The organism is Candidatus Binataceae bacterium (genome assembly GCA_035294265.1).
GTDB lineage: Bacteria > Desulfobacterota > Binatia > Binatales > Binataceae > DATGLK01.
On sequence record DATGLK010000030.1, the window covers coordinates 19361 to 40076 of the forward strand.

Sequence of the window (20716 nt, forward strand, 5' to 3'; positions counted from 1 at the left end):
CGGCCGGCTCAATGATGGTTGCGGCCTCCGGCCTCCAAGGCGTTTAGCACGTCGCCGTTGGTAAGGATGCCCACCGGCGCGCCGTTGGCATCGAGCACCAGCAGCAGGCGATCGCGCTGCTCCCGAGTCAGCAGCCGTACCGCCTCGCCCAAGTCCGCTTCTTTATCGATTGTGGTAATCTCACGCCGAGCGATCTCGCCTACCACGGTCTGATCCCAGCGCTCGGGGGGTAGCTGACTAACCTCCCACCAGGAGACCATCGCCACCGCACGACCGTGCTCGAAGACCGGATAAACCGGATGGCGCTGGGCGCTACCGATACGCGCGACGAAATCGCGTACGGTGCTGCTGGCTTCCACACCTATGACGTGCGGCTGCATGATCTCACTGACTTTGATCCCGGTGGGACCGCTCAGCCGGGGCATCTGATGAAGCCGCTGATCGCCCGAGACCGAGGCTTCGCCCGATACCGCGTAGGCGACCGCGGCGCCAATCAGGCTGGGAATAAGAAAGGCGATACCGCCGGTAGTTTCGGCCACGAACAGCACCGCCGCCAACGGAGTTTTGTAGGCGGCGGCGATGAAGGAGGCCATCCCGACCGCGGCGAATAGATCGACCGTGGTGGCGTGGAGCACGGATTGACCGAAGATATTGCCCACTGCGCCACCTAATAACAGCAGCGGCACGAAGGCAGCGCTCACACCACCCACACCTAGGGTAAAGATAGTGGCGGCAGCCTTGAGCAGAAAAAAGCCGAGCAAGCAGGTGGAACTATGGGGACGGGCAAGCATCTCGCGCACCACCTCGTAATCGGGCCCCAGCGGAAGGAGCGGCTGGCTGAAGAGCGACACGAAGATTAGGCCGCAGGCACCGGTGGCCAGGCCGCCTACCAGCATCTTGAGTGTGTGGGGCAGCCGGCTGCGCACCGCCGCGCCGCGCACGCGGCGGAAAAGGATCGCAAAGCACATCGCCAGCAGGCCGCAGACCAGTCCCAGCAGCGCCGCCCACACCAGATCCATCGCCGCGAAGCGGATGGTGCCGACGAAATAGAACAGGGGCTGCGAACCCAGCACCGCGACCAACGTCGCGTAAGCCACCACTGCAGCGATGAAGGCCGGCAGCAAGGCTTCGTGCGCGAGATCGTCGCGAAAAGGCATCTCCAGGGCGAAGACCAGCCCGGTGAGCGGGGCGCGAAAGACCGCCGCCATTCCGGCGGCCGCGCCGCTTATCAGCATCGTGCGGCGGTCCTCGGGCCGCAGCTCCAGCCGACGCAACCGGCTCCACAACCAGGAGCCGATCGCGCCACCGCCGTAGATGCTCGGCCCTTCCAGCGCCGCGCTGCCCCCGAAGCCTACGGTAAACAAGGCGGCGAACAACTTGAACCAGAACGGGCGCGGGTTAATGTCACCCTGGTGCTCGTGGTACGAGCTGATGATCTCCTCGGTGGAATGGAGGTCGGGATTGTCGGTGAGAAATTGCATTATCAAACCCGCGAGCACGAAGCCCGCGGCCACCACCGGTATGATGAGCCAGTGATGGGCATAGAAGCGGGGCAGAAAAAAGCCCCAGGCGCGGTCGAGGATCGCCACCGCCACCCCGGTGATAACTATCCCGGTAACGACTCCGATAATGGGCGCGATCAGCAGCCATTTAAGAACGTCGCGCGAATAGACCGCATTTAAATCTTGTTGTAATAGGCCCAGGTACTTTCCTACTCTCAGCTTGCCCAGCCCGAGGCCGGAATCATGGGATGATCTCACTCCTGGCAACTCCCCTCACAAAGATAACTTTCGAGTACGGTGAGCCCGAACGGCGGCTGTGAGCACCGGATGTGCCGACGCTAAAGCAGATTTACGACAAGCTCGCTTTCAAAGATAGCATCGTGGCCATCCTTGATATGGCGGCTAGTAGCGTTCGCGTCGGCAAGCGTAGACTTGGGGCCAGGCCCCTACCAGCGCGCGGAGGAAGCGATGAAGTTCGGCTTGTTCTACGAATTGCAATACCCTCGACCATGGAGCACCAATGGCGAACTGGAACTGCTTGAGCAGGCCTTGGCGCAGGTCGCTCTGGCCGACCAATGCGGCTTCGATTACGTCTGGACCGTGGAGCATCACTTCCTGGAGGAATACGCGCACAGCTCGGCGCCCGAGGTGTTTCTGGCCGCCTGCAGCCAGCGCACCCGTACCATTCGCCTGGGGCACGGAGTCGTGCTGACGGCGCCGCCCTATAATCATCCCGCGCGAGTGGCCGAGCGGATCGCGATGCTCGACCTGATAAGCCACGGCCGGGTGGAATTCGGCAGCGGCGAGTCCAGCTCCGAGATTGAGTTGGGGGGCTTCAACCTGGCGCGCTCAGACAAGCGCGCGCTGTGGCAGGAAGGGCTGGAGGTTGCCTGCCGCTTGATGGTGGAGGAACCATTCAGCGGTCATCAGGGCGCTTATCTGCGGATGCCGGCGCGCAACCTGGTGCCCAAGCCACTGCAAAAACCTCATCCGCCACTGTGGGTGGCTTGCTCCGAGCGCGAGACTATTAAGCGGGCCGCGCGCCTTGGGCTGGGCGCTCTTAGCTTCGCTTTTATCAGTCCCCAAGAAGCGCGCCAATGGGTGGACGAATATCACAGCATCCTGGAGCGGGAATGCGAGCCTATCGGCTATACGGTCAATCCCCAAATCGCGATCGTGGTGCCGATGATGTGCGCTCAAAGCCAGCGCCAGGCCTGGCTGAAAGGCGGCGAGGGGTTTCGCTTCTTTGCCTATGCCTTGGGCCATTACTACGTCTTCGGCCAGCATCAACCCGGTCGCACCGATATCTATTCGCAGTTCAAGCAAGCGGCCAACATGGCCGCGGCCGCGCCTCCAGGCTTCACCTGCATCGGCACTCCGGCGGAAATCGGCGCCACCCTGCGTGCCTATGAAGCTGCGGGTGTGGACCAGGTGGCATTTGTTTCGCAGGCGGGTAACAACCGCCATGAAGACATCTGCCGCTCATTGCAACTGTTTGCGACCCAGGTGATGCCCGAGTTCAGGCAGCGCGAGCTGGAATCCGCCACGGCCAGGCAGGCGCACCTTGCGCCGATTATCGACGCGGCCCTCGCACGCAAGCCCGCGGCCGCACCGGCGGGCGAGATCGCAGTGGTCAAAGCCGCCTCCGGCGGCGTCTTCTAAGGTGTTGTTGACAGGGCGGCTGAGCTGAGGCTAAGTCCGGTGCTGTGTCTGGACTGCCGCAGGAGGATGCCGATTCGGCGCTGTGGGCGCGGCTGGCGAACCACCCACTGTTCGCCGACTTCAGCGCCGAGCAGCGCACGGCCTTGCTGCGCGCTGCCGCCGAGCCCGATTCGGGCTTGCGCCTGCGCCGCTTCTCGGCGGGCGAAGTCATCGGCCGCAAGGGTGAGTATGAGCTGACGCTGTGCTGCGTGCTCGGCGGCGTCGTCGATCTACTCGATCCCGTACCCCATCGCCAACCCATCCTGGTCAGCAGCGTGGGCGCAGGAGAATTTTTCGGCGAACTGGGCGCGATGGGCGGCCTGCCCCGCACCCTGGATATCGTCGGCCGCGAGGACGGCGAGCTGTTCGAGATCTCGCGCTATGCCCTGAAATTCGTCGAGGTTAATGCGCTGGCGCGCGCCCGCCTGGCTCAGCGCTATCGGGACCGGGCAGTGCGCGCCACGGTGTCTCAGATGGACTTGTTCGCCGGGGTCACGCCCGAGGCGATCGACCACCTGGTGCCGCGCTGCGAAATCGCTCGCTACGAACTGCGCGGCCTGCCCCTGCTGCTGCAGGGCGAGGCCGCCGACGCACTGTATATCGTGCGCGACGGTTTCGTTCAGGTGGTGCGCGAGCAGCCTGATGGCGGCAAGCGGGTGCTCGCTTATCTACGAGCCGGCGATTTTTTCGGTGAGATGGCCTTGTTCGACAACGGCCCGCGTACGGCCAGCGTGCTGACTGCGGGCAAATGCGAGCTGATCAAAATCGGACGCGAGGATTTTCTCGAGCTGTGCCGGCGCTTTCCCCAGGTCGAGGCCCAGGCCCGCGCGGTGATCGCGCGCCGGCGCGAGCAGGAGGCGCGCCTGACCCCGGAAATTTCCGAACTGCTGGCCAAAAGCGGCCAACTCGGGGTAATCCAGTCCGACGCCCTGCTGGTAATGGATCTTGATCTGTGCGTGGAATGCGACAATTGTGTCAGGGCCTGCGAAGCGCTGCACGGCAAGAGCCGTCTGGTTCGTAATGGCATCCAACTGGGCAAGTACCTGATTCCCGCCGCCTGCCGTCATTGCGACGATCCTAAATGCATGAACAGTTGCCCCACCGGCACCATCCAGCGCCGGCCCGAGGGTGAGATCTATTTCGAGTATGAAAAATGTATTGGCTGCGGCAACTGCGCGATCGCCTGTCCCTATGACAACATCGCGATGGTCGATACGCCCACTTTCGATCACGCGCAAAGCCTCAAGGCCAAGACCATGAAGGACCCGGCGTTCTTTCGGCCCTATCCGGTGGCCGCTCATGACGCCAGTGAGCCGGGGCTGTGGAGTCGAATGCTGGCGGCGGTGGGTGGACGCAAGCCGGCGCCATCCCAGGCGCCGGTACCCACGCACATCCCTGCCAGCTTCCCGATTAAGTGCGACCTGTGCGACGGCCTGCCATTCATGGGGTGCGTGCACAACTGTCCCACCGGCGCCGCGATGCGCATCGACCCAGCCGAGCTGTTCGAGGGCACCGGAGCAGTGCGCGAGGGGGCGCGGGTGCGCAAGGCATGGGGCGGCCGCGATTAATTGTTCGCCGTGAGAACTCAAAGCGCCGGGCGGCGGCATGTAACGGTAGCTTCGGTCACTGGCTGGACCTTGGGTTGCGCGCTACTGGTGGTTGTCGTTCACGCCCTTACCCCGAGCGCGGCGGCGCGCCTGGGCAGCTATCGCAGTGGCCTGCTCACCCTACTGCTGTTCGCCGCCGCCGCGCTTTATAGTCTGCGCAAGCGCGATATCCGTTTATCGTTGCGGATCATGCGCGTGGTTGCTTATTTGCCCGCCGCGCTGGCCCGCCGAATCGATTTGCTCGATCGTCTGGAAACCTGGCGGCTGGGCCATCTGACCGTGGGAGTGAGCGCGGCCCTGCCATTGTGGTGGCATCTGGAGTCCGGCCACGCCAGCCCACTGGAATTTGTGCTGAAGGGCGCGGTTGTGCTGTTGCTGGCGAGCGGCTTCGTCGGCCTGCTGATTCAGGAGTTTTTGCCTGGCCGGATGCGGCGGCAGCCCGACTTCGAGGTTCGCTTGGAAGATGTCGAGAAGGGGCTGCATCAACTTTATGTCGAGGCCGAAGAAAGCGTGCTGGGCCATTCCGAGGCCCTATTGCAAGCCTACCTGCGCAACGTACGCCCCCTGCTCAATTTCAACATGGGCTGGGGCCGGATGCTGTGGGCGACCGTGCGTGGTGTCCCAGCCCAGCCGCCCGCGTACCGGCGTGCGCGCCAATTAGGCTCGGAGCTGGGAGCAGAAGCGCAGGTCTATAGCAAAGTGCTGGAAATCGCCCAACGCAAATTGCGTCTGGAGCAAAATGGCTTCGAGTTGAGGCTGAGCCGCGACTGGCTGCTCGTTCATATTGTGTTGGCGCTGACCACTTTCGTTCTGATCGGCTTTCACGTAATCGGCGTGTTGTATTTCAACGGCTTGTGAAACGCAGCTTGTCATGGATAGTCAGCGGCTTCGCGCTGACCGTGCTAGCAGCGATGCTACTGGCTTCTCATCGCAGCTATCAGCCCGGCGCGCTGCTTGCCGATCACGCGCAGTTGGACAGCGATTGCGGCAGTTGCCATGAGCCCTGGCACGGCCCTACCAACCGCGGCTGTATCGCCTGCCATGGCAAGCTGCGCAGCACCAATAAGCATACCCGAATCGACCCTACCGATAAGGCCACGGGCCTCATCCCGGGCCACCGCTTGAAGCTGTTCGACAGTCAGCTTAGTTGCCGCAGTTGCCACAGCGAGCATCAAGGCGCGACAGTGGATGTAAAGACAACCGCCGCTGCAGCCTGCACTTTCTGCCATCAGCACTACGACATCCAGGCCGTTGACAAGCATCGCGCTGCCACCCTGACCCGGCCAGTGAGCTTCGATCACATGTTCGCAAATCCCTTCAGCCACATCGAGCATCGTGTCCTGCTGGCCTCGTCTCAGCCAGCCCGCCCCTTTAGCTGCACCTCCTGCCATTTGGTCGAGCCGGTGCAGCCGGGAGCGGCAGAGCGGATGAGCTTGCGCTGGAGCGGATGCGCAGGCACGCAGTGCCATGTACAGCCGCAGGGAGGCGACCTGGATTTGCCGGCCAACTTGGGAGTAGCGCCTTCCACCCTGCCGTTCAACATCAGGCCCGCCCATCTCAATGCCGTGTTTGTCCATTCTGCCGGCCATTTGCAGACCGCCTGCGAGGGTTGTCACACCCAGACCGGCAACAGCAAGGAGCCCGAGGACAGCGCGGCGCTTACGGTCAGTCAGTGCTTTAGCTGCCACGCCCATCAGGCGCTTCCCGCCGGCGCAACCCGGGCGCAGACCGATCACCTGTGGAGCGCAGTGGCATGGGGCGCGCCGGCGGTCCAACGGCGGGTGGTGGCTTGCGGCCAATGCCATCTGTTTCATGTCTACGGGATGGTTCCGCTGCATGATTTTCCCAAGCCGGCGCCGCGTTTTCCGGCCCATCCGCGCGCCATCATCACGATCAATGTGCCAACCCTGGCGATGGCGCGGGCACCGCTTATCAAGCTGGTCTGGTATCCCCATCATCTGCAACCTTGGTGGCTGGGTGCGGTGGCGGGGGTCGGGGTCGCGCTGCTGTTGGCAGGTTACATCGCCACGCTCCCGCCCCAACCCGAGGCGGCGGCAAAAAGCGGGGTGGCGCCCCAGCGCGGCCATCAGTTTCCGGTCCTCGATGATACGTTCGAGACCAACCTGGCCAATCTCTATGTGGTAGGTGAGGCCGCGGGTACCGCCTCGATCAACTTAGCGATGCGCTCGGGGCGCCAGGTGGTGCAAGCGATCGCGACCCGCCTGCGCCATCTCAATCCGCCTCCCCAGGCCAACTTGTATGACGTAGTAATCGTCGGCTGCGGCCCCTCAGGCCTGGCCGCCACTGCCACCGCCAAGAGCATGGGGTTGAAATATTTGAATCTGGAGAAGCTCACCCCAGCGGCGACCTTGCGCTCATATCCGCGAGCCAAATTCGTGCAGGCCACCCCGATCGAGGTGGAAGAATACGGCTCCTTTTTCCTAGAAGGGGATAATTCGCGCGAGCAGCTGATCCTGGAATGGGAAAAGATCATCCGGCAGATGGGGCTGGTGATCAACGAACGCGAGGAAGTGGTAGAAGTGCGCACCGAGCCAGATTTTTTCCGCCTGCGCACGCGCCGCGGCAACACTTATCAGGCGCGCTTTGTGGTTCTGGCAATCGGTGTGCGCGGCAATCCGCGCCGCCTCAACCTCCCGGGCGAAGAGGTCGCCGGGCGCGTGCACTACAATCTAATCGAGCCTGCCGAGTTTACCCAACAGCATATTCTGGTGGTGGGCGGCGGCAACGGCGGAGCGGAAGTGGCGCAAGCGCTCGCCGACCCCAAACTGGGCAACACGGTGAGCTACTCCTTCCGCTCGCCGGCCTTGAGCAACGTCACTCCATTCAATGCCGAGCGGATAGCCGCGCTGCGCGCCAGTGGGCGCATAGCGCTTTATCCCGGCACTGTTTTGGTGGCTATCGAAAGCGGCCGAGCGGTAATGGAGCGAACGGGGACAGGCCGCGCGGAGCCGATAAGCCTCAAAAATGACGTGATTTTCGCCATGCTCGGAGCCGAATTGCCCATCAGCTTCTTCCGCGCCATTGGCATCAAGCTGGCCCCGCGCGGCCGCTGATGGCGTGACCTATCTGAACCCGCGGCCAACACAGCGGCCGGCGCTGGTGCTATGCTAGGAAGGCGAGGAATGAAATGGCATCCGATCGGACGGCCGCCGCGCGCGCCTATCATGAACTGACCGCGCATTCGTACACTAGCGTACGCAGTGATGGGCATATCTTGGACTGGGATAACAAGCCCTTCCCTTTCAAAATTTATCCTCAGTCAGGGCTGGCCCTGCCGCGTGACTTGCATCTCTCCACCCGGCCAACCCTGGCGACCCTAGCACAGGGCGAAATTGAACCGGGTCGCCATCTGAGCCTGGCCGGGCTGACCCGGGTCCTTTATTGTGCCGCCGGCCTCACCCACCATCGCCGGGTGGGGATGGAGGTCTATCATTTTCGCGCCGCGGCTTCCGCCGGGGCGCTTTACCCAATTGAGCTTTATCTGGCCAGCGGCAGCGCTTTAAAAGAAGAGTTGGAACCGGGTCTTTACCATTTCGCCCCCGCCGATCTCACCCTGCGCGGGCTGCGCCGAGGCGACTGGCGCGAAGCCATCGCGCGCGCGGCCGCAATGCATCCCGGATTGGCGCAGGCTGAAGCAATAATCATCTTGAGCGCGATGTTCTGGCGCAGCACCTGGAAGTATCGCGCGCGCGCCTATCGCTATTGTTACTGGGATGCCGGCACGATAATCGCTAACTTGCAGGCCGCGGCCACCGCCGAGCAGGTTCGGGTCCAACTCCTGGTCAATTTTGTCGATCGCGAGCTGGAGCTGCTGCTTGGGGTGGATGGCGAGCGTGAAGGAGTGCTTGCATTGATTGGGCTGGGGGTGGGCCCAGTGGCCCCACCCTCCCCGGACTTGGGGCCGCTGGCGCTGGAAACCGTGCCCTTGTCGCTGCAAGAGGTTCAATACCCCGAACTGGTGGCGATGCATAAGGCGTCGAAGTTGCTGACCTATGACGAGGTAGCCGCGCTTGCCGCGCACTACCGTCCCACGCCAGCACCAGCGCTGCCTTCCTCGAATCTGCCCAATCTAGGGTTGGGCGCCACGCTTGCGGCGCGTGGCTCGACCCGCGTGTTCTCGCCCGCGGGACTGCCGCTGGCCGAATTGCAGGCGATTTTGGCGGCCAGCGCAGTTCATCTCGGCAGTGATTTTCCGCCATTGAGTTCCAGCTACCTGATCGTCAATGCTATCGATGGGATCGAGCCAGGGAGCTATCATTACGACGGCTCAAGCGGCAAGCTCGAATTGCTTAAAGCTGGTAATTTTCGTCAGCAAGCGCGCTATTTATGCCTGGAGCAGGCTTTAGGTGGTGACGCCGCGGCGTTACTGATCTGGATGGGGTCTTGGGAGAAAATCGCCGAACTGGGCGACCGCGGCTACCGTGCGGCGCAACTCGAAGCTGGCATCGCGGCAGGACGAGCCTATCTGGCCGCCTACAGCCTGGGGCGCGGCGCCAGCGGTTTGACGTTTTACGATGACGACACCACCGCCTTCCTAAGTCCGCATGCAGCAAGCAAAATAGCCTTGTTGATGTTAGCAATAGGAGTACCGGCGTGAGTGAAGCAGCGCCACCGTCGCCGGGCCCCTCGGTTTCGGTTAGTGATGTGGCACGCAGCGGATTAGTAGCATCGTCAGCAAACCCGGCGGCAAGCGCGGCAACCCCGACAACAACACAAACGGTCAATCCTCCGCCGCTAGTTCCGATGCGCGCGCGGGAGGTGGTCATGGGACTGGAAACCACCGTGGTCTTGGTCCTGCTGTTAATCGGCGGCCAGCTTTACTCGCGCTGGCGGCGCGGTAGCAGCCACGGGCGAGGAAACAACGCACCCAAGCGGCCGGCCGCACCACGCCGTTCGACTGATCGGCGCAACCTGCGTTTGATCATCAATAAGCGGCGATAGCGCCTCGGTCCAGGCGCAGGGTGACCGCCCCCGAGCGTTTGTGATCACCGATACCGGGCAACTCACATCTCTGTGAGCCGCGTCATTCGCGCGTTAACCCCCAATCCACAAATTCGTCGATAGCGGCGGGCTCAAACAGCCCCCAGAGGTCGTTATGTACCAGGCCAGCGTTGGCAGCTTGCGGCGTAACCGCTTCTCTGTCTCTGGTTACGTTAATTAAGAGGGGGAATGCAGGCTGCGGAGGCTCTTTCAGCGCCCTGCCCGGGGTCCTACTATCGCAAAGCTCCAGCTCTTTTCTGGTTGGGCTGAGTGACTATCCCACAGGCTTGTGCTTGCAGCTTAGGCAGCGTGTCGGGGCGCACGCTTGACATTGCAAGCTGCAATATTGGGCATCCTTCTTGCCAATGCCTTCCTGATGCCGCCGCCTGACAGGGCGTGCCAATAGGGAGGTTAGGGATGGCCGAAAAGTCCGAAGCTAAGATGGTACCCACGCTGGGGTTAACCGGAGTCACGGTCAACGCCATGGCTTTGATCGCACCGGGGGCCTTCCTGTGGATCACGTTCGTGGTCCAGGCGGGTTATTCCTTTCCCTCGGGAATGGCGATGTGGGCCGGAATCTTCGCGGCTCTGCTGCTGGCGTACGCAACGGCGATCTCCTACTCGGAGTTGGCCAAGCTCTACCCCGGCGCGGGCAGTTCCTATCTGTTCGCCGAACAAGCATTCCTCAACCAGACTCGGGCCTATAAGTTCGCGCGCATCGCCAAATTCGTCATCGGCTGGGCCTCACATCTGTACTATTGGGTCTATCCGGGCGCGATGGTGGCGACGATGGGGATCATGGCCGGCTATATCGTTGGCAATGTTATCCCCAGTTCGATCAACGCGGCGATTCCGGGCCCAGTGTTCATGGCGCTCATCGCGATCATCTTCGCCTATGCGGTCGCCTATATCGCCTATCGCGGAGTTTCGGGCTCGACCAATGTGGCGATCGCGATTAACGCCATTCAAATCACCGCCCTGCTGATCTTCTCGGCCTTGGCGATCGCCTACCGGGTCGGCCATCCCGACGGCTCGACCGGGATGGCGTTGGATGGCACTAGCAAAGTGCTGCATTATGCCTTCAGCGGCAGCGCCCCGGCCCATCCCAGCGCCTTTTCCGTCATCGCTCCGCACAGCTTCAACTGGGTGATGCTGCAGGCGACGATCGCTATCTTTTTGCTGGTCGGTTTTGAATCGGTAACCTCGCTGGGCGAAGAAGCGATCAACCCCAAGCGGGACATTCCGCGCGGTGTATTACTTTCGCTCACTATACAGGGGTTGTTTTGCTACTTAATCGAGTACTTTGCCGCCAACTATTTCATGAACAGCCTTTACAGTCTCAACGACGCCAAGGGTTCGGCAGCGCCGATTGGCGACATGATGACGATTATCGGCAACACATTGCTGGGCGGCCATGGTCAGGCCTTCATGTTCATCGAGGCGATCACCGTGTTCCTGGCCTTGATCGGCACGACTTTGAGCTGCATCAACACCGGTGCCCGCGTGACCTACGCGATGGGTCGAGACGAAGAAGTGCCGGAACACTTTGGCCTGCTGCACGGTGAAAATCTTACCCCGCATCGCGCGATCTGGACTTTGGCCACCATCTCGGCAGTGCTGGGCGCCTACGCCGCGCTGTATTACTTCGCCGGTGGCTCAGCGCCCGACGACAAGACCATCGCGACCCTGCCCCATAACCTGTGGTACGCGATTGGGATGAGCTCCAACGCTTACCTCTCGGCACTACCTAACGGTTTGGCCCTGGTCACTTTGGTTTCCAACTTTGGCACCTTCGTCCTGTACGGCCTAACCAACATAATCTGTATCGTCGCCTTCCGCGAGCATCACGAATTCAACGGGCTCAAACACATGGTCATTCCGATCTTCGGCGCGTTAGCCAACTTTGCCTGCATGGCCTTCTACATCATCGGACCGATCGAGGGGTTGGGAAGCGTCAAGGAGCCCTTGATGGCGGTAGCGATCGCGGTCATCTGGGGTATCTATGGCGCCTTCTATTTCCTGCGTAATTCCAAGAAGAAGGGGCGCTCGACCTTGGTGATGGCGAGAACCGCCTAGGTCCGGCATGACTGCCTTTCAACCGGGCGGGGTGGACCGCGCTTGAGGCGGTCCGCCTCGCTCGCCCGTGGGCAGGGAGGAAACAGCGCTGAACCCGCAAGCAGGCGCGGCCCACTTCGAGCTGGCTGCACTTACCGATATCGGCACTGATAGGCCTAATAATGAAGATGCCTGCGGGGTGTGGCAGGCGGGGCCGGACGAGTGTCTGATGGTAGTGGCAGACGGAGTGGGTGGCTATGAAGGCGGCGAAATCGCCAGCCAGATGGCGGTGGAAATCAGCATCGCGGCCTATCGCGACGGCGATCCCCAGGTGGCGGTGGCCAAACGTCTGCTGCGCGCGGTGCAACGCGCCAACATCGAAATCTACAACCGTCGCCTGACCGTGCCCGAACTGGGCCGCATGGCCACCACCGTGACCGCCGCGGTACTCTGCGAAGGCATGCTCTACGCGGCCCACGTCGGCGACTGCCGGCTGTACCTGGTTCGCGCCGGCAAAATTCGCCAGCTGACCAAAGACCACACCATGATCGGCGAACGCGTGCGCCTCGGACTGATGAGCGCGCAGGAGGCACGGATGCATCCCGAGCGCAACGCGCTCAGCCGATGCCTGGGACACGAGTTGATTGTCTCCATCGATCGGCTGACAATCCCGCTGGTCCGTGGCGACCAGGTGCTGCTGTGCAGCGACGGTGTGCACGGCACTCTGGCCGAGCGCGACTTGATGCAGCTCATCCACGACCAGCCGCCGCTAATGGCCTGTCGGCGCCTAATCGAGGAGGCCAATCTGCGCGGTGCGGCAGACAACGTCACCGCCGCCGTGATGGCAGTCCATCAGGGTTGCTCCAGCCCAGCCCCGGCGGGCTTTTGGGCGCGAGTGCGAGGGCTGTGGGAGCGACGTGGTTGACCGCGGCGGCGAGCCGATGGTAGCGTGCGCGCGGGTTGAGGATTAGGCCGACCAGTGGTGCGCGAGGTCAGCGTTGGTCAGCAGCTGGACCAATATCGGGTCATCGAGCTAATCGCCCGCAGCGGGATGGCGTCGATCCTCAAGGCGATCGATGAGGACAGTGGCCAGATAGTCGCGCTCAAAGTCCCCTATCCCCAGTTCGAATCCGACGTGGTCTTCTATGAGCGCTTCCGCCGCGAGGAAGCGATCGGCCAGCGCTTGCGTCATCCCAACATCATCCGAGTCTTCACCCCCAGGCGCAAAAGCCGGATGTACATCGCGATGGAGTACATCGAGGGACAGGCCCTGCGCGCGCTGTTACGAGGCGGACGGCCGCTGGTAAATGAGCAGGCCTTGGACTATGCCCGCCAGTTGGGCAGCGCGCTCGTCTACATGCATAGCCAGGGCGTGGTGCATCGTGATCTGAAGCCTGAAAACCTGCTTATTAACGAGCAGGGACAGATCAAGATCATGGACTTCGGCATCGCTTTGGACGAAAGCGCGCGCCGCCTGACCTGGGCCGGCCTATCCAGCACGATCGGCACGCCTGATTACATGGCGCCCGAGCAAATCAGCGGACGGCGTGGCGACGCCCGCACCGACATCTACGCCTTGGGTACGATCCTTTATGAGATGCTGACGGGGCACCTGCCCTACAGTGGCCCCAATGTATACGCGGTGATGAAAGCCAAGAGCGGCGAGGATCCGCAGCCACCCAGCCATTGGAACCCCGAGCTGGATCCCAAGCTGGAAGAGATCGTTTTGCATGCAATCGAGCGGCTGCCCCGCAATCGTTATTCTGACGCCGCCCAAATGCTGGCCGAGCTGGAACGGCCCGAGCATGTCCGCGTCACCGGCAGGGCCACCCAACTGCATCCGCGCGCCGATTGGCGCCGCCTCAAGAGCTATCTTATGACCACCCTGTTTTTTGCTTCCTTAGCCGCCATCCTGGGCTTGCTAGTGTGGCTCGCACGACGCTATCCGGCCGCCCCAATCCATCCCCAGAGTTCCTATCGAGGACAAACCCGATGAGCGCGTGGACTGGCCGTAGGTTGGGATTAACCGCCGCACTGCTGGTCTGGGCGGCGCCCGCGCACGCCGCCTCTGGCGCGGCCAATCCAGCGCTGGACTTGAATATGGCCTGGGTGCTGCTCGCCGGCTTCCTGGTGATGTTCATGCAGGTCGGCTTTGCGATGCTGGAGACCGGCTTCACGCGGGCCAAGAACGCGCTTCATACCATGGCCATGAACCTGATCATTTATCCAATCGGGATCATCGGCTTCTTCTTCACCGGCTATGCGCTGCTGATGGGCGGTGTGAGCCGGTTCCCTTCGCTGGAAACCACCCTCCTGCCCCATCGCGAGCTTACCTTGCACCTGTTTGCTCATCCCTTCGGGCTGCTGGGGCTGAGCAAGTTTGCCCTGATGGGGGTAGCGGGCGACCCCGGCGTCTTGGCGATGTTTCTGTTCACGGCGGTCTTCATGGACACCGCCGCCACCATACCAACCGGAGCGATGGCGGAGCGCTGGAAGTTTTCCGCCTTTGCCATCTATGGCCTGTTCATGTCGATGTTTCTCTACCCGCTTTATGGCAACTGGGTGTGGGGCGGCGGCTGGCTGGCCCAGTTGGGCGCCAATTTTGGCCTGGGTCACGGGCAAGTGGATTTCGCTGGTTCGGCCGTGGTCCACCTCACGGGCGGAGTGACTGCGTTGGCCGGAACCTTGGTCTTGGGCCCGCGCATTGGGCGCTTCAAACGCGATCGGGTGGTAGGAGCAATGCCCGGGCATAACCTGCCCATGGCGTTAGCGGGCACCCTGATCCTGGCCTTCGGCTGGTTCGGCTTCAATTGCGGCTCAACCCTGGCCGCCAGCGACCCCCGCATCGCGCTGATCGCGGTCAACACGCTACTGGCCAGCGCCGCCGGTGCGCTGGCGGCGTTGTTGTTTGCCTGGCATCGCTTCCACAAGCCCGATGTCGCACTGGCCTGCAACGGGCTGCTGGGCGGCCTGGTTGCGATTACCGCGCCCTGTGCTTTCGTCTCGCCTCCGGCCGCGCTGCTGGTGGGCTTGATTGCGGGCTTGGTCGTGGTGGGCACGGTGGTGGTGCTGGAGTTGCATCTGGGGGTCGATGATCCGGTGGGCGCGATCGCGGTGCATGGCGGCTGCGGGTTGTGGGGCGCGCTTGCCCTGGGGCTGTTCGCCGACGGTACGTACGGCGTCGGTTGGAACGGGGTAGCCGGGCCGGTACGCGGCCTGCTGTTTGGCGATAGCGGTCAGTTACTGGCGCAAGGGATCGGGGTAGCGACCAATGCGCTGGTCATATTCCCGTTAGCCCTGCTGTTTTTTTCGATTATCGAACGCACCATCGGCAACCGGGTCGCGGCGGAAGTGGAATGGTCGGGATTAGACGCGTTAGAGATGGGCAGCGAGGCTTATCCAAAAAATTAAACGCTCACGCCGAGCGTTTGGGCTCGCTCACCAACAATGGTATGGTGCCAGCACCGATAGCAGCTTGAGCGACTTTAACTGGCCTGCACTTGAGACCGGGCGGAAGTTTCGCGCAAGGTCTTAGCGGCTGCGATTCTTTCACGCGCCGGCGGATTGCGCATTAAGGAAGCGATGGCGATTCGAGTCGTATTGGTCGATGACCATACCCTGATTCGGCAGGGCCTCGGCCACATCTTGCACAGCCATGAGATTGAGGTCGCGGGCGAGGCCGGTACCGGAGCCGAAGCTCTCGCCGCGATTCAGGCCACCCAGCCTGACGTCGCCATTATCGACGTGGCTCTACCCGATGCCAGTGGAGTGGAAGTGGCACGCGAAGTGCGCCGGTTGTCGCCGCGCACCCGCATCTTGATGCTCAGCATCCATACCGAGGCGGAATTCGTACGGCGCGCGCTGGAGGCGGGCGCTTCGGGTTATCTGCTCAAGGACGCGATCGAGGAAGACCTGGTGCGCGGCGTGCATGAAGTGGCGGCGGGAGAAAGCTTTTTCAGCCCACGCATCGCCTCGATGTTGGCCGCCGGCTATCGCGATCCGAGCGCGCGACAACCCGATCCGCTCACTCCCCGCGAGCGCCAGGTACTGCACGGCATCGCGCGCGGCAAGACCACCAAGGAGCTGGCCAACGAACTGCATCTGGCGCCCAGCACGGTGGAGACTCATCGCCGCCGCATCATGCGCAAGCTTGATGTACACAACGCCGCCAGCTTGACTCTGTACGCGATCCGCTCGGGCGTGCTGCCGGTAGCGGCGCCACCCCGTCGTTGATCGCGCACCATCGTACTTGCTTTCGGATACGCTTGGTTACTCGTTTTTTCTCCGCAAAATCCTAGCCGCTTGGTGTTCGTCGCGAAGCCTCTTGGGGCTAGCGTGGATCGCCTAAGTGAACCGGCCCGCGAGGGTCGGAGCGGGAGGAAGAGATGGAGATTATCGATCGCCTCGAAGAATCGTTGCCCGGTAGGTTTGAACCCGACACCCTGCTGCCCGCGCAGTTTTATGAAATGCTCAAACGCCACTACGCGCTGGAGGGGGAACGCAAGCTGATGTTCGCGGTGCTTGAGGACGCGGTCGAATGTTACCTCAAGAACATGAATGCTCGCTCGCGCAAGCAGCGGGTGCTGTTTTATGAAGCGCAAAGCTGGATCAATGCCCGTAACAAGGTCGGCCTATTCGCTTATGAAACCCTGTGCGAGGCCCTCAACATCGACGCCGGAGCTTTGCGCCGAGCCTTGGAGCGGCGGCGAGTTAGGCGGCAAAGCGGTAGCCTGCGCGCACCCTTGTCTCCCCGGCGTGAGGCTGCCCTCCGCGAGCATTCCGACACCCCGGGCTGGAGCAATGGTGGCGCGGCCGCTCAAATCTGAACCGCGACGAGGACCGCAAGCGGTTGAGCCACTGCCGCCGAGCCACTGCAATCGATGGCCTGCGCGCGCGCTGCGGGGAGCGCGCGCGAGAAGCCCTCATTCAGCGGAAGGCGTGTGCGCGGGCACGCTAGCGTCGGCGACCAATTCCACCAAGTCGCGCACCCGAAGTTTTTCCTCCAAGCCCTGCGCTTTGACCGCATCGGTCAGCATGGTCATGCAAAACGGGCAGCCGGTGGCGATGGTCTCCGACTGCCCGGCTCGCAGTTGTTCCAAGCGGGCCGCATTGATGCGATGGGGCCCGGCTTCTTCCTTCCAAAAGCAGCCACCCCCCGCACCGCAACAATAAGTACGATTTCGCGACTGCTCGATCTCGGCCTGCTCGCTGCCCGGAAGCGAAGCCAAAACCTCGCGCGCCCCCGTCCATTTGCGGTCATGGCGAGCCATGAAGCAGGGATCGTGGTAGGTGACACGCCCGGTGGTTGCGCGCGCGGGCTTGAGCCGATGGGTCGCGATTAGTTCGGCTATGAACTCGGCCTCGTGCACGACCTCGTAACCCACCGAGCCAAAGTCGGGATATTCCTTTTTGAGGTTGTGATAGCAATGGGGGCACTGGGTCACGATGCGGGCCGGGCGGTAGCGATTAAGCGTCTCGAGATTTTGCTGAGCCATTGCAGCGTATAGATATTCGTTACCCAGGCGACGCGCCGGATCGCCGGTGCATGACTCCTCAGTGCCCAGGATTGCGAAGCGTACCCCCGCTTGTTTCATCAGGCGGGCGAAAGCGCGCGAGACACGCTGGTTGCGCTCATCGTACGAACCTGCGCAGCCGACCCAGTACAATACTTCCAGCGCCGCCGGATCTTTGACCTCGGTCATCTGCGTCACATCCAGGCCGGCCGCCCACTCAGCGCGCTTCTCCTGGGCCAGCCCCCAGGGATTACCTTGCACTTCGATCCCGCGAAAAGCGGCGGTGGCTTCACTGGGGAAGCGACTTTCCATCAACACCAGATGACGGCGCATATCGACGATGCGCTGGATGTGCTCGATTCCCACCGGGCAACCCTCTTCGCACCAACCGCAGTTGGTGCAATCCCAAATCGCCGGCTCGGTGGCCACTTGCGTGATCAGATCGGCGCGCGGCGCGCTGGCGGAGGTGGCCCTGCTGAGTAGCGCGGGCGCGACTGCCAGAAGGTGCTCGCGCTGGGCAATCACCAGATGCTTGGGATTGAGCGCTTTACCGGTGGTGGCGGTCGGACAGTTGATTGTGCAACGACCGCATTCCAAGCAGGAGGCCATGTCGAGCAACTGCTTTTTGGAATACTGCTCGATGCGCGAGACCCCAAAGGTGTCGGCATGCTCGAAGTCGAGGATCGGAGCCAAGCGGCCACGCGGTCCTAGATTGCGTAAATAAAGATTGACCGGTGCAAAAGCGAAGTGGCGCAGCTTGGAGAAAGGGAAGGCGAACAGCAGACCATATACCAGCAGCATGTGAGTCAGCCACAGCCCGCGGTGAAAGCCCGCGCCCGCGTCCAGCGCGCCTTCAAGCGCGCCGAGGCGGCGCCCCAGATACGCCCATTCTGTGAAGCCCGGATGGGTGGCGTTGATGCGTGCCCCTTCCAACATCAGGCCGCTCAGGGTTACCAGCCCCAGCATCAAGAGCGGATACCAGTAGCCCAAGCGGTTTTCCAGATTATCGAGCATGCGATCGGCACGCGGCTGATCGAGCAGGGGGGGACGAATCAAAAACCGGCGCGCGCTGGCGGCCAGCGTGGCCCCGAGCACCATCAGAAAGAAGGTGTCCATGAAAGCTTTGAACACCAGGTAGAACTCACCGTAGTAAAAATAAAAGGGGAATCCCAAGCGCTCAAACAACAGTCGCACATCGCTGTTGATCATGACGATGGTCGTGCCGCAGAGCAGGCCCACGAAGCCAACGATCATCGCATAATGAATACAGCCCCAGGACTCGCGCACGACCGCGCCTTGCCCCACCCCCTCGCGCAATGCCAGCCACAGCCGCCGGCGCGGCTGGTCGCGGCGCGGCGCGCCGGCCGCACCCAGCGCGATGCGCCGGTACCAATAGGCGCCAGCGTAAACGCACGCCGCCATCAGCGCGGCCAACAGCAGGTACATCGCGACGATAAAGGAGGTGGGAACATTCCATAAAATCTGGCGGGTCACCTGATGCATTTGCATTGCCCTATCAAGCTCGGCCCCAGACAAGCAAGCTCCGGGATGGCTTGAGGCCTGGCCCGGCCTCGGTAAGCGCCGACGGCTTAAAGCTCTTCCTGCCGATACCGTTTATCTACTCAACAATTTGCTCTGGCTGGTTTCGATCTGTATAAATCTCCATCAGCTCGGATGCAGAGTTGGTTTTTTCGATGAAATCAGATCCGGTCGTGATTCACCATTGGGGTTGGCTTGGGTTGGGGTGGTTGCCGCTGGCCTGTTTGCTGGCACTAACCGGCGGTGGCTGCGGCGGCAACAGCAACTCGACGCCGGCACCAACGCCTACACCAGCACCGCCCGCCCCCTTTAACGCCAGCAAGAACGAAGGCTTGTTGCTGGGCGCGCAAACCGTGATCGACTATCCCACTCTCAGCGCCGGCACCACTACTGGTCTAGACAGCTTTTACAGCGGGGTAGTTTGCGGGGGTCTGAGTGCGCAGGATTGCACGACCAACGAAACCAATCTAAATACCGCACAGTTTGGCAACTTCAACCTGGCAGCCAATCCGATCGGCAAAAACCCGCTGGGAATCGCCACGGTGACGGCGGCAAAGCTTGACTATATCGCCATCAACGTCGATCAGACCGCGTTGCAGGTTTCCGGCGGGGTCCTGGTTCCCAATGTCAACCCGGCCTCGCTCAAAGGGCTGATTCTGTATTTCCACGGCACCACCGTCGATCGCTCTTACGTACCCTCCAACTTCACCCCGCTGAGCAATACCAGCAGTTATACTGACGGCACGATGCTGGCGGCGACTTGGGCCTCGCAGGGTTATGTGGTGGTGATGCCCGACTATATCGGCTTGGGTGACGACACCGCTCATGTCCATCCTTACGTAGTCTATCCAGGCACTAACGCCCAGAGCGGGCTGGCGATGGTCAAGGCGGCGCGCGCGTACCTGGCCAACTCCTTCAATATCGACGGCACACTGCCTTTTTACCTCAGCGGCTATTCCGAAGGCGGCGCCTACGCACTACAGGCCGAGCATATGATGCAGAGCAACCCGCTCTATGCTTCGAGCTTGAACGTAACGCTCAAAAAGACGGTGCCATTGTCGGGTTTCTTCGACCTGTCGGGGGTTGGACTGCCCTACCTGTTCGACAACATCAGCGCAACCAACAACAATTGGTACTCGCTCAATCCCACGATTTCGGCGCTGAGCAAGCCCTATCTCAGTGCTTATCTCGTGTTGAGCTTCGCCGCCTATTCGGGCATTTCACCGGCCGCGATTTTAGCCCCTGACTCTTACAATTGTCCTGCCAGCAGCAGCACTTGCGGCGCCAGCAACAACCTCACCGGGCTTTATTTCACCGCGCCGCAAAGTGCCGGCTACAATCAGCAGGTGGCCCTGCTCAGCTACGCTCTGGCAACCACCACAGGCTGGAGCACGAGCAACAATGCGATCACGCCGCTGTTGACCCAGGCTTACGCGACGGCCCTGCAAAACCAAGATCCCGGTAATCCACTCTACCGGCAACTGACCAGCGCCAATACCTACCAATTTACGCCCACGACGCCGATTACCCTGGCCTCGCTGGAGCAAGACTCGGTGGTAACGCGCAAGAATTCCGACACCGCCTTCACCTACTTCACTCAGCAGAACCCCCAGGGCCCTTACCAGGAAGAGCTGGTGAACAACAACAACTTTCTGGTGGCCAGTGGCTTGGGCGTGGACTACCTGAGCTCAGGGCTCACCGCGGGCAGCTCACCAGTGGATCACTTGACCGAGCTGCCCTTCATGAGCGTGCTGATATTGAACGAATTCAACCTCGCTCCGTAAGGCGCGGGGTTGGG

General features: G+C 62.0%; 15 protein-coding genes. 13 read left to right on the top strand and 2 right to left on the bottom strand.

Annotation, left to right across the window (positions count from 1 at the left end):
• Window positions 1-8 precede the first annotated feature (8 nt).
• On the bottom strand, window positions 9-1760 hold the full coding sequence (locus VKV28_05515; protein ID HLH76249.1) for a chloride channel protein: 1752 nt from the start codon (window positions 1758-1760) through the stop codon (window positions 9-11).
• A 210-nt stretch (window positions 1761-1970) separates the two neighbouring features.
• Here VKV28_05515 and VKV28_05520 point away from each other — a divergent pair, with 210 nt between their 5' ends.
• The 12 genes from VKV28_05520 (at window position 1971) to VKV28_05575 (ending at window position 16692) form a co-directional block, all read left to right on the top strand.
• The gene (locus tag VKV28_05520) at window positions 1971-3164 is read left to right on the top strand and encodes an LLM class flavin-dependent oxidoreductase (GenBank protein ID HLH76250.1); all 1194 of its coding nucleotides are present in this window, start codon (window positions 1971-1973) and stop codon (window positions 3162-3164) included.
• Between the two features lie 44 nt (window positions 3165-3208).
• The gene (locus VKV28_05525) at window positions 3209-4771 is read left to right on the top strand and encodes a cyclic nucleotide-binding domain-containing protein (protein HLH76251.1); all 1563 of its coding nucleotides are present in this window, start codon (window positions 3209-3211) and stop codon (window positions 4769-4771) included.
• Between the two features lie 9 nt (window positions 4772-4780).
• Entirely contained in the window at window positions 4781-5668 is an 888-nt protein-coding gene (locus VKV28_05530) for a hypothetical protein (GenBank protein ID HLH76252.1), read from the top strand.
• A gap of 8 nt (window positions 5669-5676) precedes the next feature.
• Window positions 5677-7884 (top strand): NAD(P)-binding domain-containing protein, encoded by a 2208-nt coding sequence (locus VKV28_05535; GenBank protein HLH76253.1) that lies wholly within the window; start codon window positions 5677-5679, stop codon window positions 7882-7884.
• Between the two features lie 74 nt (window positions 7885-7958).
• Complete coding sequence (locus VKV28_05540; GenBank protein HLH76254.1) at window positions 7959-9428, top strand: SagB/ThcOx family dehydrogenase; 1470 nt, start codon at window positions 7959-7961, stop codon at window positions 9426-9428.
• 167 nt (window positions 9429-9595) lie between these two features.
• Window positions 9596-9772, top strand: coding sequence for a hypothetical protein (locus tag VKV28_05545; protein HLH76255.1), 177 nt, complete (start codon window positions 9596-9598; stop codon window positions 9770-9772).
• A gap of 456 nt (window positions 9773-10228) precedes the next feature.
• A complete protein-coding gene (locus VKV28_05550) occupies window positions 10229-11887 on the top strand; it encodes an APC family permease (protein HLH76256.1) in 1659 nt (552 codons plus the stop codon).
• A 67-nt stretch (window positions 11888-11954) separates the two neighbouring features.
• Window positions 11955-12791 carry a protein phosphatase 2C domain-containing protein gene (locus VKV28_05555; protein ID HLH76257.1) on the top strand — a complete coding sequence of 279 codons (837 nt, stop codon included), beginning with the start codon at window positions 11955-11957 and terminating at the stop codon, window positions 12789-12791.
• Between the two features lie 54 nt (window positions 12792-12845).
• A complete protein-coding gene (locus tag VKV28_05560) occupies window positions 12846-13862 on the top strand; it encodes a serine/threonine-protein kinase (GenBank protein ID HLH76258.1) in 1017 nt (338 codons plus the stop codon).
• Window positions 13859-15277, top strand: a complete 1419-nt coding sequence (gene amt, locus VKV28_05565; protein HLH76259.1) for an ammonium transporter — start codon at window positions 13859-13861, stop codon at window positions 15275-15277. Before VKV28_05560 ends, amt begins: the two co-directional genes overlap by 4 nt.
• Before the next feature lie 171 nt (window positions 15278-15448).
• Window positions 15449-16099, top strand: a complete 651-nt coding sequence (locus tag VKV28_05570) for a response regulator transcription factor (protein HLH76260.1) — start codon at window positions 15449-15451, stop codon at window positions 16097-16099.
• 152 nt (window positions 16100-16251) lie between these two features.
• The gene (locus tag VKV28_05575; GenBank protein ID HLH76261.1) at window positions 16252-16692 is read left to right on the top strand and encodes a hypothetical protein; all 441 of its coding nucleotides are present in this window, start codon (window positions 16252-16254) and stop codon (window positions 16690-16692) included.
• Between the two features lie 96 nt (window positions 16693-16788).
• Here VKV28_05575 and VKV28_05580 read toward each other — a convergent pair whose 3' ends face one another.
• Window positions 16789-18882, bottom strand: a complete 2094-nt coding sequence (locus VKV28_05580; GenBank protein ID HLH76262.1) for a (Fe-S)-binding protein — start codon at window positions 18880-18882, stop codon at window positions 16789-16791.
• A gap of 191 nt (window positions 18883-19073) precedes the next feature.
• On the opposite strand from VKV28_05580, the gene VKV28_05585 reads away from it, so the two are divergent.
• Window positions 19074-20702 (top strand): lipase family protein, encoded by a 1629-nt coding sequence (locus VKV28_05585; GenBank protein ID HLH76263.1) that lies wholly within the window; start codon window positions 19074-19076, stop codon window positions 20700-20702.
• The last annotated feature ends 14 nt before the right edge of the window (window positions 20703-20716 follow it).

Excerpts from the sequence above, each read along its gene's own strand:
- VKV28_05585 (HLH76263.1), top strand. The coding sequence starts at position 19,074 with ATGAAATCAGATCCGGTCGTGATTCACCATTGGGGTTGGCTTGGGTTG.
- VKV28_05540 (HLH76254.1), top strand. The coding sequence starts at position 7,959 with ATGGCATCCGATCGGACGGCCGCCGCGCGCGCCTATCATGAACTGACC.
- VKV28_05550 (HLH76256.1), top strand. The coding sequence starts at position 10,229 with ATGGCCGAAAAGTCCGAAGCTAAGATGGTACCCACGCTGGGGTTAACC.
- VKV28_05545 (HLH76255.1), top strand. The coding sequence starts at position 9,596 with ATGGGACTGGAAACCACCGTGGTCTTGGTCCTGCTGTTAATCGGCGGC.
- amt (HLH76259.1), top strand. The coding sequence starts at position 13,859 with ATGAGCGCGTGGACTGGCCGTAGGTTGGGATTAACCGCCGCACTGCTG.
- VKV28_05580 (HLH76262.1), bottom strand. The coding sequence starts at position 18,882 with ATGCATCAGGTGACCCGCCAGATTTTATGGAATGTTCCCACCTCCTTT.
- VKV28_05575 (HLH76261.1), top strand. The coding sequence starts at position 16,252 with ATGGAGATTATCGATCGCCTCGAAGAATCGTTGCCCGGTAGGTTTGAA.
- VKV28_05570 (HLH76260.1), top strand. The coding sequence starts at position 15,449 with ATGGCGATTCGAGTCGTATTGGTCGATGACCATACCCTGATTCGGCAG.
- VKV28_05520 (HLH76250.1), top strand. The coding sequence starts at position 1,971 with ATGAAGTTCGGCTTGTTCTACGAATTGCAATACCCTCGACCATGGAGC.